Consider the following 15,305-nt stretch of genomic DNA (forward strand, 5'->3'; position numbering starts at 1 on the left):
CAGCCCCGTGACGCTATACTCGCGGGCTGAATTTCAAATTCCACTGACTACAAGGACTCGCCCATGAAAGCGTTCGGCAAAATCCTGGGTCTGGGGCTTCTCGGGTTGTTGCTGATCATCGTGGCGGCAGGCTTTGCCCTGACCCACCTGTTCAATCCCAACGACTATAAAAACGAGATTCGCCAGATTGCCCGCGACAAGGCCCACATTGAGCTGACCCTCAATGGCGACATCGGTTGGAGCCTTTTCCCCTGGCTGGGCCTGGAGCTGCACGATGCCAGCGTGGCGACCCTGGTCACCCCGACCCAGCCGTTTGCCGACCTGCAGATGCTCGGCCTGTCGGTGCGCGTCCTGCCGCTTCTGCGTCGTGAAGTGCAGATGAGCGATGTCCGCGTCGAAGGCCTGAACCTGCGGCTCAATCGCGACAAGGACGGCCACGGCAACTGGCAGGACATCGGTCGCCCGGCCCCCGGCGCCAGCATCACCGCGCAGGCCGACAAGGTCGCCGAACCGGCCGGCGCCGAGGCGGAAGAAAAACCCTCGCAGCCGATCCGCCTGGATATCGACAGCCTGACCGTGAACAACGCCCGGATCGAATTCAACGATGAAAAGACCGGCCGCCAGATCACCTCGGAAAGCATCCAGCTGAGCACCGGCGCGGTGCATGACGGCAAGGAAATCCCGGTCAAGTTGACCGCCTTCTTCGGCACCAACCAGCCGGTCCTGCGGGCCCGTACCGAACTCAGCGGCAACCTGCGTTTCGACCGCGTACTCAAGCGCTACCAGTTCGAAGACATGCGCCTCGGCGGCGAACTGACGGGCGATCCGCTGCAAGGCAAGCCGCTGACGTTCTCGGCCCAGGGCCAATTGCTGGTGGATATGCAGGCGAACGTCGCCGAATGGACCAGCCTGAAATTGTCGGCCAACCAACTGCGCGCCCTCGGCGAGCTGAAGGCCAACGACCTGAACAAGACCCCGCAACTCAACGGCACGCTGTCGATTGCCCAACTGGACCTGATGAAGTTTCTCGACAGTATCGGCCAGCCCCTGCCGACCGTCGCCGACGGCAGCCTGAGCAAGGTCGAGCTGGTCACCCACCTCACCGGCACGCCCACCAGCCTGGCGCTGGATGGCCTCAACCTGAAACTCGATGACAGCAACTTCACCGGTCGCATCGCCATCGAGGATTTCGCCAAGCAATCCCTGCGCGTACAGCTCAAGGGCGACAAATTTGACGCCGATCGCTACCTGCCGCCGAAATCGGCCGACGCCAACAGCGCCTCGAAGGTCCGCCAGGCCGATGTGCTGAACAGCGAGGCCAACGCCATCGCCAGTAGCTCGCCATTGCCGGAATCCCCGACCAAGGGTGCCTGGAGCAGCGACAAGTTGCTGCCCATCGAACGCCTGCGCAGCGCTGATGTGGACGCCGACCTGAGTTTCGACCAACTGACCCTGAAGAAGCTGCCGATCAACAACGCCGCCCTCAAGGCCACCGGCCTGGGTGGCGTGCTGACCCTCGGCGACCTACGCGGCGAGCTCTACAGCGGCAGCTTCAGCGCCAAGGGCAGCCTCGATGTGCGCCCCGACGTGCCGCGCCTGACCCTGCAAACGCGGCTGAACCGGGTGCCGCTCGAACGCGTCCTGCAAGCCCAGGGACAGAAACCGCCGGTCAAGGGCGCCCTGACCCTCAACAGCGACTTCACTGCCAGCGGCAACAGCCAGAAAGCCCTGATCGACAGCCTCAACGGCACCGCCAGCTTTGTCCTCAACGACGGCCTGCTGCTCAACGCCAACCTCGAACAGCAACTGTGCACCGGCATCGCCACCCTCAACCGCAAGACCCTGAGCGGCGAACCGCGGGGCAAGGACACACCGTTCCAGGACCTCAAGGGCAGCCTGAACCTGCACAACGGCGTGGCCAGCAACCCGGACCTGAAAGTCAACATCCCGGGCCTGAGCGTCAACGGCAACGGCGATATCGACCTGCGCGTGCTGGGCATGGACTACCGCATCGGCATCATCGTCGAAGGCGACAAGAGCGACATGCCGGACCCGGCCTGCCAGGTCAGCGAACGTTTCGCCGGGATCGAATGGCCGCTGCGTTGCCGTGGCCCGCTGGAGCTGGGTGCCAAGGCCTGCCGCATCGACAAGGACGGCCTCGGCCAGGTCGCCGCGCGGCTGGCCGGCAACAAACTGAGCGAGAAAGTTGAAGAAAAGCTCGGCGACAAGGTCAGTCCCGAACTCAAGGACGCACTCAAGGGGCTGTTCAAGCGATGAGAGCCGAGCAGTTTTCCAGCGCCGTGCTGGACTGGTATGACCGTCACGGCCGCCACGACCTGCCCTGGCAACAGGGCATCACGCCCTATCGGGTGTGGGTGTCGGAGATCATGTTGCAGCAGACCCAGGTCAGCACCGTGCTGAACTACTTCGACCGCTTCATGGCCTCGCTGCCGACGGTCGAGGCCCTGGCCGCCGCGCCGGAAGATGAAGTGCTGCACCTGTGGACGGGCCTGGGCTACTACACCCGGGCGCGCAACCTGCAGAAGACCGCGAAGATCGTCGTTGCCGAGCATGGCGGCGAGTTTCCCCGCGACGTCGAGAAACTCACCGAGCTGCCGGGCATCGGCCTGTCCACCGCCGGCGCCATCGCCAGCATCAGCATGGGCCTGCGCGCGGCGATCCTCGACGGCAACGTCAAGCGCGTGCTGGCGCGCTACACCGCCCAGGAGGGTTACCCGGGCGAGCCCAAGGTGGCCAAGCAGCTCTGGGCCAACGCCGAGCGCTTTACCCCCGACACCCGGGTGAACCACTACACCCAGGCGATGATGGACCTGGGCGCGACCTTGTGCACCCGCAGCAAGCCCAGTTGCCTGCTCTGCCCGCTGAAAGTCGGCTGTGAAGCCCACATGCTCGGCCTGGAGACCCGCTACCCGATTCCCAAGCCGCGCAAGAGCGTGCCGCAGAAGCGCACCCTGATGCCAATGCTCGCCAACCGCGAGGGCGCCATTCTGCTTTACAGGCGCCCTTCCAGCGGCCTCTGGGGCGGCTTATGGAGCTTGCCGGAGCTGGACGACCTCGACGACCTGCAACACCTGGCGGCGCAGCACTCGCTGGAACTGGGCGCGCAACAGGCGCTGCCGAACCTGACCCACACCTTCAGCCACTTCCAGCTGGCCATCGAACCGTGGCTGGTGCAGGTCGAGGAGAGCGCCCATCACGTGGCCGAGGCCGACTGGCTCTGGTATAACCTCGCCACCCCGCCGCGCCTGGGCCTTGCCGCCCCGGTGAAAAAGCTGCTCAAACGGGCAGCCGACGTTTTGAATGCAGGAGAGTCGTCATGACCCGCACCGTAATGTGCCGCAAGTACCACGAAGAACTGCCCGGCCTTGAGCGCCCTCCGTACCCGGGCGCCAAGGGCCAGGATATTTTCGAACATATTTCGCAGAAAGCCTGGGGCGACTGGTTGAAGCACCAGACCCTGCTGATCAACGAAAAACGCCTGAACATGATGAACGGCGAAGACCGCAAATACATCCAGGGCGAGATGGACAAGTTCTTTTCCGGCGAGGAATACGCCCAGGCCGAAGGCTACGTTCCGCCGGCCGAATAATCAGGGCTGGAACAGCTTTGGGTCGTAAGCGACGGTAATAATTAAATATTTTTTGAAATCGCGCTTGACGACCCCTCGAAAAACCAGTTTAATGCGCCCCGTTGCCCAGATAGCTCAGTCGGTAGAGCAGGGGATTGAAAATCCCCGTGTCGGCGGTTCGATTCCGTCTCTGGGCACCACTAATTAGTTTTAGGTGGTGTCAACATCATCTGAAAGCCCACAAGAAACCCGCCTAGTACGGGTTTTTTGTTGCCTGAAAAATCTCGGCGCACAGCTAACGTCTCCTCCTCCTGCAACTCCCCCCTAAAGAGCTCGCCGAAACCGAGGTAGGGTATTTCGCATTAATTCATAGCCAGCATCAGGAAAGGCTTTAGCCGATTGCGCTCAAGCGGCTAAGGAAAAGAAAACTGGTCGCGGAAACACTAGGGCGGGCGGTCGCGCACTGAAAACAGACGTCAACCGAAATAGAAACTCCCTACAGAACAAGGAAAGCATGGCCTTTTCATAGCAACCGCCAGACAGCTCGATTGCTGCCACCCTCTTCACCCGCTCCCAACGAAGAGGACATCTCATGAGCAAAACAATTGCTTCCATCGACCACGACACACAGCTTGCGCCCTTGCTCGACAATCTTGGTGAACTGATTCGCCAGGCCCGACAGCGGGCTCTGCGGGCCGTGGACACGATTCAGGTACAAACCTGCTGGCAAATTGGCCGACATATCGTCGAGTTTGAACAGGCAGGAGCGATAAGGGCCGCCTACGGAAAGCGATTACTGCCAGCCCTGGCCAAAACGCTGACTCGTGAGTTCGGCAGGGGATTCGATGAGCGCAATCTGCGCCACATGCGAGGCTTTTATCAGTACTTTCCAATTTGGAACGCAGTGCGTACCGAATTGAGTTGGACCCACTATCGCACCCTGCTGCGCGTAGAAAGCGAAATTGCCCGCCATTGGTACATGCATGAAACCGCCAACCAGAACTGGACAACGCGCTCCCTGGAACGGCAGATAGGTACTCTGTATTACGAGCGCCTTTTGGCCAGTCGCGACCGTGATGCCGTGCAGGACGAAGCAACTGCCCATATCGACACCCACGAAACCAACCCGAGAGAGTTTGTCCGGGATCCGGTGCTACTTGAATTTCTTGGCTTGCCGAACGGCGGCATTCTGCTGGAGAGCGACCTGGAACAAGCTCTGATCGATCAATTGCAGGACTTCTTTCTGGAACTGGGCAAAGGCTTTGCCTTCGTGGCGCGCCAACAACGCCTGAGCACGGACAGCAAGGACTTCTACATCGACCTGGTGTTCTATAACTACTTGCTCAAATGCTTCGTGATCTTTGATTTGAAACGGGGAGAACTGAGTCATCAGGACATAGGCCAGATGGACATGTATGTGCGCATGTATGACGACCTCAAACGCGGCCCGGACGACGGACCAACGGTCGGTATCATCCTTTGCTCGAAAAAAGATGAATCACTGGTGCGCTACTCAGTCCTCCACGGCCATGAACAACTGTTCGCCAGCAAGTACAAACTTGTGCTGCCAACGGAAGAAGAACTGAGAGCGGAGCTAAATCGCGAACGTGCAGTGGCCACGCAAAAGCTGCTGCGCCAGAAGCGGCAATAGCGTGATTGGCCCCTGCGAAAAATACGCCGCTTGCCTCTCCGGATACCGCCATCCGTATAGCCACGCGCTATCGGCTGACAGACGCCAACGACAACTGTCATGGTCGGCAAACAATACAGTTCGTTGCGCTCACTCCCAACCGTACCGGTACTGGGCCCGCCTGGCTGACTAGTGTGCACCTGTCCTTCAGGCACGCAGGAGCCGAGCATGAATATCGCCAACTGGCTGGATGAAGCCGGCCTTCGATACCCGAAGCGTCCGGCCTTGTTCGAAGGGCAGCAGCTAGTCGCCAACTACGGAGCCTTTGTCGCCCTGGTCCGACACCGGGCCGCTTATCTGATCGACGAGCACGGCATCGCCCCCGGCGATCGGGTCGTGCTGTTCATGAAGAACTGTTGCGAATACCTCGAACTGCTCTATGCCATCTGGTGGGCCGGTGCCGTGGCAGTGCCGATCAACTGCAAGCTGCACCCCGTCGAGGCCGGCTGGATCGTCGGCAACGCCGACGCCCGGCTGATTTTCACCGACGGCGGCCAGGTATTCGCCCCCGAGAGACTCCCCCTGGGGTGCCACGAACTGGACCGGGAGGACATGGGCGCACTCACCTCGATCACTTCGCCGCCGGACACACCTTATCCGCGGCATGCCGACGACCTGGCCTGGCTGTTCTACACCCCCAGCAGCACAGGCGACGCACAGGCGGTGATGCTCAGCCACGGCAACTTGACGGCCATGTCGCAGGACTGTTCGCCCGATCTCGATCCGATCGACGCCGATGAGGCCGTGGTCTATGCCGCGCCGATGTCTCACTGCGCCGGGCTCTACAACCTGATCCATGTGCGTCGGGCCGCCCGCCATGTCGTCCCGCAGTCCCGCGACTTCAAGGCCGATGAACTGTTCGAACTGGCGAGCGGGTTCGGCAATATCTCGCTATTCATGGCCCCCACCATGTTCACGTATATGGTCGAGCAGGCTCGCCTCCAAGGCTACGACGGCAACGGCATCAGGACCATCATCTACGGCGACGCGCCCATCTACCCGACAGACCTGCGCAACGTAGTGCTCAGGAACAACTACGGCGAACTCCTCAAGACGGAGCTGCGCCTGTGGTTGAAGGCCAGTGCAAATGACCCCTCCACGCCCTGAAGAATATGTTCACGGAGACCCGGCCGCCCCGGATCCCTCCCACCACCAAAAGGAGCCGTCAGCATGACGCAAGCCAACGCAGCCAGTTTTCCAGAGACCAAGAGTCAAGACCTGCAAGCCTACTTCCTGGGTCTGATCTCAGTAGCAGCCTTTGCCATGACCCTGCCCGCGGCCAAGATGCTCGCGGGCGATCTGAGCGCCGTCCAGGTCGGGATCTTTCGCTCGGTGATCGCGGCCCTCGCCGCGATTCCCTTTTTGCTCATTGGTCGCGCCAGGCTTCCAGACCGCTCGCAGATCAAGCGCATGCTGCTGACCTCCACCGGGATCGTCTACGGCTTCCCGATCCTCACGGCACTGGGCATGCAGTATGTGCCCGTCAGCCACGGCGGCGTGGTCCTGGCCGCGTTGCCGCTGTCGACCGCGATCTTCGGCACCCTGATCACCGGCACACGGCCGTCCAAGGCGTTCTGGGCAGTCTCCAGCCTGGGCTTCCTGGTGGTCATGTCGTACACGGTGATGAAGTCGAATGTTTCCGACATCTACATCGGTGACCTCGCCTTGCTCGGCGCCGTTGCCCTGGCCGGCTTCGGCTATGCCCAGGGCGGCGCGCTGTCCAAGGAACTGCCGGGCTGGCAGGTCATGTGCTGGACCCTGGTCATCAGCCTGCCGGTGCTGCTGCCGGCCAGTCTGTGGCTGTACGACAGCAACACCATCGCCCACCTGCCGGGCACCGGCGTCGCCGCCCTGCTGTTCCTGGCGTTGGTCAACTCGCTGCTGAGCTTCTTTTCCTGGAACCGTGCCCTCGCACTCGGTGGTATCCAGCGGATCAGCCAGCTGCAACTGCTGCAACCGTTCTTCACCTTCGGTTTCTCGATCTGGCTGATGGGGGAAACCTGGAACTGGCTGACACCATTAGTCTGCGCTATTGTCATCATCTTGGTCTGGTTGTCCAAACGTACCTGACTCCTCGCCCGGTGGCCGCGCCGCCCTCGCCCTAGAATGGAATCTTGAGCATGACTTCTTCGACATCTTTTTGTCAGAGCGGTGAATCGCAGCAAAGGGGGGCAGCGCGGGATGAACGTGACATCCATTTTACAGACCATACTGCCAGGGCAATCCTTGAACTGCTGGCACCCAAGCCCGGCGAACTGCTCCTCGATATCGGCTGCGGCGACGGCTACCTGAGCGAACAACTCCAACGCGATGGGCATCAAGTGGTGGGGTTCGACAACGACCCAGGACTGGTCTCGGCAGCCCGGTCCAGAGGGCTGGAGGTACGCCATGGCAATGCCGAACAGTTGTACTTCTATCAGGAGTTCGACGCGGTCCTGAGCTATGACGCACTGCACTGGATGCAGCGCTCGGACCAGGTGGCCATCGGGATCTATGAAGCCCTGAAACCAGGGGGACGTTTTGTCGGCGAATTCGCCGGGGCCGGACACCAGAAAATTCTGCGGCGCGCGCTACGCGACTCACTGGCGCGCAGATCCCTTGACTTCGAAGTCGCCGATCAGCTTTATCTGCCTACCGCCGGGGCTTATCAGCGGGTGCTGGAAAACGCGGGATTCCATGTCAATTCCATTCATTGGTTCGAACGCCCGGTGCCCCTGGATAGTTCGATTACCCAATGGCTGCAAAAGTTCGGTGCCCGCTACCTGGCCTTGCTACCCGTCGAATCGCAAGATGCGTTTTTGAATGAAGTGACCGAAGAGTTGGCTGCCGATTTGCTGGACAGCAATGGCCAATGGACACTGGACTGCACGTGCCTACGGTTCAAAGCCGAGAAAAAGTGAACAGGAGCTGTCCATGTCGACGAAAACCACTGGATCTGCACTGAAATCCTTTTATGCCGAACCCGCCGTGTGGCTGAGCCATGACGGCAGGCCACTGCACTGGATAGAGAACATCAGACTGACCATCAACAACTCGGAAGTGGATGACGAGCTGTGCATTCAGAATCTGCAGGACAGTGATGAGGTCATCATCCTTGAAGGCACCATCTTCTCCTATCAGAACCTGAGCGAAGTCATGAGCCTGGAGCGCTACTTCAAACTCTGGCAGCGCAGCCTCGGCTCGGTCTTCCTCGGCGCCTTCATCCCCCAAGCCCAATATGAAAAGCTCAGCTCGATAATCGAAGCGGCAGGCGGACAGATACTACGCAGCACGACCAACGCCTGAGTTCGCGCGCCACGCTCTCAGGCACGGTGTTCGATGGACAGCACCGACCTGATATGCGCCTGGAGAAAACGCTTGAATCCAGGATGATTGCAGTGGCTGACATTGAAGCGGATGTACTGATCATAATCGCCGGTATTGCTGAACAAGGAACCTGGCGCCAGCAGGATGCCGGCGTGATGGGCCTGTTCGACCAGGTTCGAGATATTCACATACCCCGGCAGACGCCCCCAGAGAAACAGGCCATCGGCGCCGTGCTCGTCAAACACCACCCCACAAGCCCCCAACCACTCCCGCGCCCTTGAGCGCTCCTGCATGACCCGCTGACCCAGCGCATCCAGATGATGCTGATAGCGACCGGACTCCAGGGTGTAGGTGACGATGGTTTCGTCGATAGCCGAGCCGCAGAGCAGGTTGTACATTTTCTGCTCGACCAGCCGCTCGACAAAAGCCGGTGGCGCCGCCACATACCCCAGGCGTAGCGCCGGGCTCAGCATCTTGCTGAAACCACTGATATAGAAAGTCCTTTCGCAGCCATCCAGGCTGGCGAGCCGAAGCGTCTGTCGGGACGACAGTACACCGAAAATATCGTCCTCGATGATATGGAAATCATACTGGCGAGCCAGCGACAGCAGCTTGAACCCTTTCTCCGGAGACGTACTGCCGCCGGTGGGGTTGTGCACCAGGGACTGGGTCAGGAACAGCTTCGGTCGATACTTGATCAGCATCGCTTCCATCGCCGCCAGGTCCGGCCCGTCATCCAGGCGCGGCACGGTGATGATCTTGAAGTCGCGATCCTTGATCAGTTTGAGTTGCAGCAGCAGGTAGCTGGGGTCTTCCACCAGCAGGTAATCCCCGGGTTTCAGGAGAATACTGCGCAGCAGGGAAAACGCATGGGTGGCGCCCATGGTGACCACGATCTGGCTGCTGGAGGCGTTGATATGGACCTCGCGCAATTTGCGCGCAATCACTGCCCGCAGGTCCTGGCTGCCGGCCGCGGGCGCTGGAGTGCTGCAGGAAAGTGTGTTACGAATCAGCCGTCCGGTCACGGAAGCCGGGACCGCGTCGGCCAGCCAGGCCGGTGGCAGGTAGCCTGAGCTGACGGGAATATCGTATTGCGTCGGATCCAGTGCACGAAAGAGAAAACTCGAGTGCTCACTGGAAGGTGGCACCAGCGTGTCAACGTCCTTGAGCGGACCGACCGAATGGCAGGCCAGGATGAAATAGCCCGCCCCCGGACGCGACTCGATGATGTGCTGCGCCACCAGGTCTTCGTAGGCACTGCTCACCGTGAAGATGCTGACGCCCAATTGCTTGGCCAGCGCACGCACAGACGGGAGTCGCCCGCCCTGGACCCACTGGAAGGATTCAATACGGGCAATGATCGCGTTTCTGATCTGGTCCACCAACAGCGTCTTGCTGTTACGGTCTATCTGGAACATGGCATTCCCTTGTTGAAACAGCCGCAGCCAGCAGGCCAGCGCCTCGTGCACCGATAGAAGCCGCAGTATCAGCCATCAATTTGCCCAGCTGCAAGCACTGTATTGGGGCACCAATAGCGTTCAAGAACAGACACATTCCATGCCTGGAAGCCGTTCAATGACTTCGATCAACTGCCGACCCTGTCTCTCTCCCGACGCCTTGTGCGCCGAGCCCTTTATTGAGCGGGCCGCCGATGGCTTCGCATTGGGCGGTTTCGCCTGGCATCACGGTGACAGCGCTCTCGTCCGTCCCGTGGTGATCATCAATGCCGCGACCTCGGTGCGCTGCCGCCATTACTCGCGCTTTGCCGACTACCTGTTTGCCAACGGCATGGATGTCATCACCTACGACTATCGCGGCATCGGCGAATCGCGGCCGGCGACCCTGCGCGGGCTCAAGGCTTCCTGGACCGACTGGGGCGCGCTGGATTTCGAAGCCATGCTGCAACGGGCGGCGCGCGAATATCCCGGCCAGCCCATCGATGTGGTCGCCCACAGCTTCGGCGGCTGCGCGGTCGGGCTGGCAGCCTCGGGCCAGTTGATTCGCCGGGTGGTCACCGTCGGCGCGCAATTCGCCTACTGGCGCGACTATGCGCCCGCCACCCGCTGGAAGATGTTCGGCAAATGGCACCTGGTCATGCCGCTCCTGACCGGCCTCTACGGCTACTTCCCCGGCAAGCGCCTCGGCTGGCTGGAAGATACCCCGGCCGGGGTGGTGCGGGACTGGAGTACGCCGACCGCCCGCTACGAAAAGCGCCCCAGCGGACGCAAGCTGGCGGCGCTGCCCTTTGCCCGGGTCAAGGCGCAGATCCTCGCGATCAGCCTGACCGACGACCCGTTCGGCACCGTCGCCGCCATCGAACGGCTGCTGGCGTATTTCAGCGCCAGCAGCCGGACTCACCTGCGCATTGCACCGGAAGATATCGATGAATCAGAGGTGGGGCATTTCGCTTTTTTCCGCAGCCAGTACCAGGAAAAGCTCTGGCCGATTGCGTTGAACTGGCTGGAGAAGGGGGAGTTGCAGGCGGGAGCGCCGGGGAAGATTGGAATTGCGGCGGCTCACGGAGGATAATTGCCTGCTTACCTCTTTGTGAAAGCACCCGAGTCCATGGCATCCCAGAACAAGCAAGACAAACGCGCGCAACGGGCGAAAGCCAAGGCCAAGCAGAACCGCACCCGCCGCGCCAGCGAGCCGGTCGAGACGCTGCCGGTGGATGACGACCGGATCGACTTCGCTTCCGTCGACCTGACGGATCTGTTCAAGAGAATGCGTGACGCCGAGCACGGCGGCCAGTTGGCCATGTGCAGCGTGTTCCTGGAGGACCCGCTACTGGAGCTGGTATTGGAGCAGGAAGGTGAGGAAGAAGCGACGGACTTTATCCTTTCGGCACTGATCGAATACCGCCAGTGGTCCACCGAGGCCACCGAGGAAGCGGCCCTGGCCTGGATCGAAAGCCCGGCCTTCCAGGCCGACTATGTGGCGGCTTCGCAGGCGCTACAGAAAGCCGCCGGCTAACCATACGGCGGCGTCTCTGATTCTTCGCGTAATCGTTCACGACCTTCGCGGGCAAGCCCTGCTCCTACAGGTTCGCGTCGTACACACCCCCTGTGTACGACACCGAACCGCACGCCATGCGCCAAACCTGCGCACGACACCGAACTGTAGGAGCAGGGCTTGCCCGCGAAGAGGCCGTCACTATCACCCAAAGCCCCGCAGACAAACCACCGTCAATCCATCAGCTCAACACCACCCGCCCGGCTTTCTCATGCCGACGACGGCGTGCCACCAGCAGCCCGGCGGCCACCACCAGCACACTGAGCAAGCCCGTGGCGAGAATCTCGACGCGATGGGCTTCCTGGCACAACATCACCGCCAATACCGCCACGATGAACACAATCACCGCCCAGGTCAGCCCCGGGAACAGCCACATCTTGAAGTCGATCTTCTCGCCCTTGGCCATGCGCTGACGGCGCATGCGCAGCTGCGACACCGCAATCACCAGGTACACCAGCAACGCAATCGCACCGGAACTGGCCAACAGGAACTCGAACACCGCTGCCGGCGCGACATAGTTGGCGAACACCGCCAGGAAGGCCGCCGCCGTCGACAGCATCACCGCCCAATAAGGCGTGCCGCTGGCATTGGTGCGCTTGGACACGGCCGGCGCATCACCGCGCTTGCCAAGGGAAAAGAGCATCCGCGACGCGGTATACAGCGCCGAGTTCAGGCAACTGGTCACCGCCACCAGCACCACCAGGTCAACGATGAGCTTGGCATTCGGGATGCCCATGCGATCCAGCACCACCTGATAGGAACCGACCGCCGCCAGGCTCGGGTCATTCCACGGCACCAGCGCGACCACGATAAAGATCGACACCAGGTAGAACAGGCCGATCCGCCAGATCACCGAGTTGGTGGCCTTGGAGATCTGCTTGCCCGGGTCTTTCGATTCAGCCGCGGCAATGGTGACGATTTCCGTGCCCATGAACGAGAACATGGTGGTCAGCATGGCCGCCAATACCGCGCCCAGGCCATTGGGCATAAAGCCCACGGTATCCACCAGATGCGATACACCGCTGACCTGGCTGGTCGGCAGCAAGCCAAAGATCGCCAGCACACCCAGCACGATGAACGCGATGATCGCAATCACCTTGATCAGCGCGAACCAGAACTCGAACTCACCGTAGTTCTTCACGCTGAACAGGTTGGTCGCGGTCAGCAACAAGGTAATGATCAGGGTAAAGGCCCAGATCGCCACATTGGGGAACCAGGCATGGAGGATGGTCGCGGCGGCGTTGGCCTCCAGCGGGATCACCAACACCCAGAACCACCAGTACAACCAGCCAATGGTGAAACCGGCCCAGTGCCCGATGGCACGGTCGGCGTAGGTCGAAAAGGAACCGGTATCCGGCGAGGCCACGGCCATTTCGGCGAGCATGCGCATCACCAGCACCACCAGGGTCCCGGCCGCGGCGTAAGCCATCAGTACGGCAGGACCGGCTTCGGCGATCGCGTGCCCGGAACCGACAAACAGACCGGCCCCGATCACCCCGGCAATCGACAGCATGGTCACATGCCGCGACTTGAGCCCTTGCTCCAGGTTATTGGAATTATGCGTACTGCTCATTGAGGCTACCTTTGCAATGAAGAGCTCGCCCTACACATCGGAAGACCTTGTTGAAGGAATCCAACGGGGGCGTATTTTATTTTTTACGCAAGATTTGCGCCAAAATGTTACAGGACTCCGGTTTCCGTGGCCTGCACGCCCGACCGAAGGACATCCGTAACCTGTTGAGATTAATGGCTATTTGCCAAGACGTTACCGAGGCACCCAAATTCAGACCTGCCGGTCGCACCAGAAACACTCAAAAAATAGCGTAACGCCCCATTTCAGGGCGAACCTATGCCCACTCAGCGGGTTTACCCTTCCCACCCTTGGCCAAAGCTGGCACCATCGCGCCCTTTTTTAAGCGACTGCCGAGTCAGGAAGACGGATCAAAGGCTGCTTGGTTGTTGCCGTGGCGACAGACTGCTGTGCCGATGCGACAACCTGTCACCCATCCGTCCTGCACCGGCTTTTCCCTATGCTAGCTTGGCGCTCGCCAGGAAGGCCGCCAATAGCAGGAGCACGACAGAACACAATGAGGACCGCACATGGCTGAGGCCACGCCCGCGCTTGAAATCCGCAACTTGCACAAACGCTACGGTGAGCTGGAGGTACTCAAAGGTATCTCGCTGACCGCCCGCGACGGTGATGTGATCTCGATCCTGGGTTCCTCCGGTTCCGGCAAGTCGACCTTCCTGCGCTGCATCAACCTGCTGGAGAACCCGCACCAGGGCCAGATCCTGGTCAATGGCGAGGAACTCAAGCTCAAGGCCGCGAAAAACGGTGAACTGGTGGCCGCCGACGGCAAGCAGATCAACCGCCTGCGCAGCGAAATCGGCTTTGTGTTCCAGAACTTCAACCTCTGGCCGCACATGAGCATCCTCGACAACATCATCGAAGCCCCGCGCCGGGTGCTCGGCCAGAGCAAGGCCGAGGCCATCGACGTGGCCGAAGCGCTGCTGGCCAAGGTCGGCATCGCCGACAAGCGCCACGCCTACCCCTCGCAACTGTCCGGCGGCCAGCAACAGCGCGCGGCCATCGCCCGCACCCTGGCGATGCAGCCCAAGGTCATCCTGTTCGACGAGCCGACCTCGGCCCTCGACCCGGAAATGGTCCAGGAAGTCCTCGCTGTAATCCGTGCCCTGGCCGAAGAAGGCCGCACCATGCTGCTGGTCACCCACGAAATGGGCTTTGCCCGCCAGGTGTCCAGTGAAGTGGTGTTCCTGCACCAGGGCCTGGTGGAAGAACAAGGAACCCCGCAGCAGGTTTTCGACAACCCGCTGTCGGCGCGCTGCAAACAATTCATGTCCAGCAACCGCTAACGGAGCAACACGTATGCAGACCTACAAAAAATTCCTCCTGGCCGCTGCCGTCTCCATGGCCTTCAGCGCCAGTGCCTTTGCCGAAACCCTGAAAATGGGTATCGAGGCCGCCTACCCGCCGTTCAACAACAAGGATGCCAGTGGCCAGGTCGTGGGCTTCGACAAGGACATCGGCGACGCCCTGTGCGCCAAGATGAAGGTCGAGTGCACGGTCGTGACCTCAGACTGGGACGGGATCATTCCGGCCCTGCAGACCAAGAAGTTCGACTTCCTGATCTCCTCGATGTCGATCACCGAAGAACGCAAGCAGGCGGTCGACTTCACCGACCCCTACTACTCCAACAAGCTGCAATTCATCGCGGCCAAGAAAGACGCCGATTTCAAGACCGACAAGGATTCGCTCAAGGGCAAGATCATCGGTGCCCAGCGCGCGACCCTGGCCGGTAGTTGGCTGGATGACCACCTGGGCGACGACGTCACCATCAAGCTCTACGACACCCAGGAAAACGCCTACCTCGACCTGCAGGCCGGGCGCCTGGATGCCATCCTGGCGGACAAATACGTCAACTATGAATGGCTGAAGAGCGAAGCCGGCAAGCCTTACGAGTTCAAGGGCAACCCGGTGGAAGAGAGCGACAAGATCGGCATCGCCGTGCGCAAGAAGGACGACGAACTGCGTGAGAAGCTGAACGCTGCGCTGAAAGAAATCATCGCCGACGGTACTTACAAGAAGATCAACGACAAGTACTTCCCGTTCAGCATCCTCTGACCTGCCCCGATGGCCGGCACCTCAACGCAAGGTGTCGGCTGTCCCTGGTAAAGCCTGCCTCTGCC

General features: G+C 60.8%; 13 protein-coding genes, 1 tRNA gene and 1 pseudogene. 13 read left to right on the forward strand and 2 right to left on the reverse strand.

From position 1 onward, the window contains the following. Positions 1-63 precede the first annotated feature (63 nt). The 9 genes and pseudogenes from M5B42_RS07185 (at position 64) to M5B42_RS07225 (ending at position 8,564) form a co-directional block, all read left to right on the forward strand. The gene (locus tag M5B42_RS07185) at positions 64-2,277 is read left to right on the forward strand and encodes an AsmA family protein (RefSeq protein ID WP_248745397.1); all 2,214 of its coding nucleotides are present in this window, start codon (positions 64-66) and stop codon (positions 2,275-2,277) included. Continuing rightward, a complete protein-coding gene (gene mutY / locus M5B42_RS07190; protein ID WP_103496795.1) occupies positions 2,274-3,341 on the forward strand; it encodes an A/G-specific adenine glycosylase in 1,068 nt (355 codons plus the stop codon). Before M5B42_RS07185 ends, mutY begins: the two co-directional genes overlap by 4 nt. Then, positions 3,338-3,610, forward strand: coding sequence for an oxidative damage protection protein (locus M5B42_RS07195; RefSeq protein ID WP_100940325.1), 273 nt, complete (start codon positions 3,338-3,340; stop codon positions 3,608-3,610). The genes mutY and M5B42_RS07195 overlap by 4 nt, the downstream gene beginning before the upstream one ends. A 103-nt stretch (positions 3,611-3,713) precedes the next feature. Next, positions 3,714-3,789: transfer RNA gene (locus tag M5B42_RS07200), tRNA-Phe, on the forward strand. Between the two features lie 392 nt (positions 3,790-4,181). Continuing rightward, on the forward strand, positions 4,182-5,240 hold the full coding sequence (locus M5B42_RS07205; protein ID WP_177144627.1) for a PDDEXK nuclease domain-containing protein: 1,059 nt from the start codon (positions 4,182-4,184) through the stop codon (positions 5,238-5,240). Positions 5,241-5,447: 207 nt separating this feature from the next. Next, positions 5,448-6,293: pseudogene (locus M5B42_RS07210) on the forward strand (AMP-binding protein); the annotation flags it as partial. A gap of 156 nt (positions 6,294-6,449) precedes the next feature. Next, positions 6,450-7,349 (forward strand): DMT family transporter, encoded by a 900-nt coding sequence (locus tag M5B42_RS07215; protein ID WP_248745398.1) that lies wholly within the window; start codon positions 6,450-6,452, stop codon positions 7,347-7,349. A 50-nt stretch (positions 7,350-7,399) separates the two neighbouring features. Continuing rightward, positions 7,400-8,179, forward strand: a complete 780-nt coding sequence (locus M5B42_RS07220; protein WP_248745517.1) for a class I SAM-dependent methyltransferase — start codon at positions 7,400-7,402, stop codon at positions 8,177-8,179. 13 nt (positions 8,180-8,192) lie between these two features. Beyond that, positions 8,193-8,564: a hypothetical protein gene (locus tag M5B42_RS07225; RefSeq protein ID WP_103498922.1), complete on the forward strand. Its 372-nt coding sequence runs from the start codon at positions 8,193-8,195 to the stop codon at positions 8,562-8,564. Between the two features lie 17 nt (positions 8,565-8,581). On the opposite strand, the gene M5B42_RS07230 is transcribed toward M5B42_RS07225, so the two are convergent. Continuing rightward, complete coding sequence (locus M5B42_RS07230) at positions 8,582-10,003, reverse strand: PLP-dependent aminotransferase family protein (RefSeq protein WP_248745399.1); 1,422 nt, start codon at positions 10,001-10,003, stop codon at positions 8,582-8,584. Between the two features lie 157 nt (positions 10,004-10,160). On the opposite strand from M5B42_RS07230, the gene M5B42_RS07235 reads away from it, so the two are divergent. Both M5B42_RS07235 and M5B42_RS07240 read left to right on the forward strand, forming a co-directional pair. Continuing rightward, positions 10,161-11,114, forward strand: a complete 954-nt coding sequence (locus tag M5B42_RS07235) for an alpha/beta fold hydrolase (RefSeq protein WP_248745400.1) — start codon at positions 10,161-10,163, stop codon at positions 11,112-11,114. Between the two features lie 36 nt (positions 11,115-11,150). Beyond that, entirely contained in the window at positions 11,151-11,558 is a 408-nt protein-coding gene (locus tag M5B42_RS07240; RefSeq protein WP_103498930.1) for a hypothetical protein, read from the forward strand. 220 nt (positions 11,559-11,778) lie between these two features. Here M5B42_RS07240 and gabP read toward each other — a convergent pair whose 3' ends face one another. Beyond that, on the reverse strand, positions 11,779-13,170 hold the full coding sequence (gabP, locus tag M5B42_RS07245; RefSeq protein ID WP_152737808.1) for a GABA permease: 1,392 nt from the start codon (positions 13,168-13,170) through the stop codon (positions 11,779-11,781). Positions 13,171-13,697: 527 nt separating this feature from the next. On the opposite strand from gabP, the gene M5B42_RS07250 reads away from it, so the two are divergent. Together M5B42_RS07250 and M5B42_RS07255 are read left to right on the forward strand one after the other, a co-directional pair. Continuing rightward, complete coding sequence (locus M5B42_RS07250) at positions 13,698-14,471, forward strand: ABC transporter ATP-binding protein (protein WP_103498926.1); 774 nt, start codon at positions 13,698-13,700, stop codon at positions 14,469-14,471. A gap of 13 nt (positions 14,472-14,484) precedes the next feature. Further along, positions 14,485-15,240: an ABC transporter substrate-binding protein gene (locus M5B42_RS07255; protein ID WP_103498927.1), complete on the forward strand. Its 756-nt coding sequence runs from the start codon at positions 14,485-14,487 to the stop codon at positions 15,238-15,240. Positions 15,241-15,305 lie beyond the last annotated feature (65 nt).

This window comes from Pseudomonas sp. MWU12-2037, from assembly GCF_023242345.1.
GTDB lineage: Bacteria > Pseudomonadota > Gammaproteobacteria > Pseudomonadales > Pseudomonadaceae > Aquipseudomonas > Aquipseudomonas gingeri_D.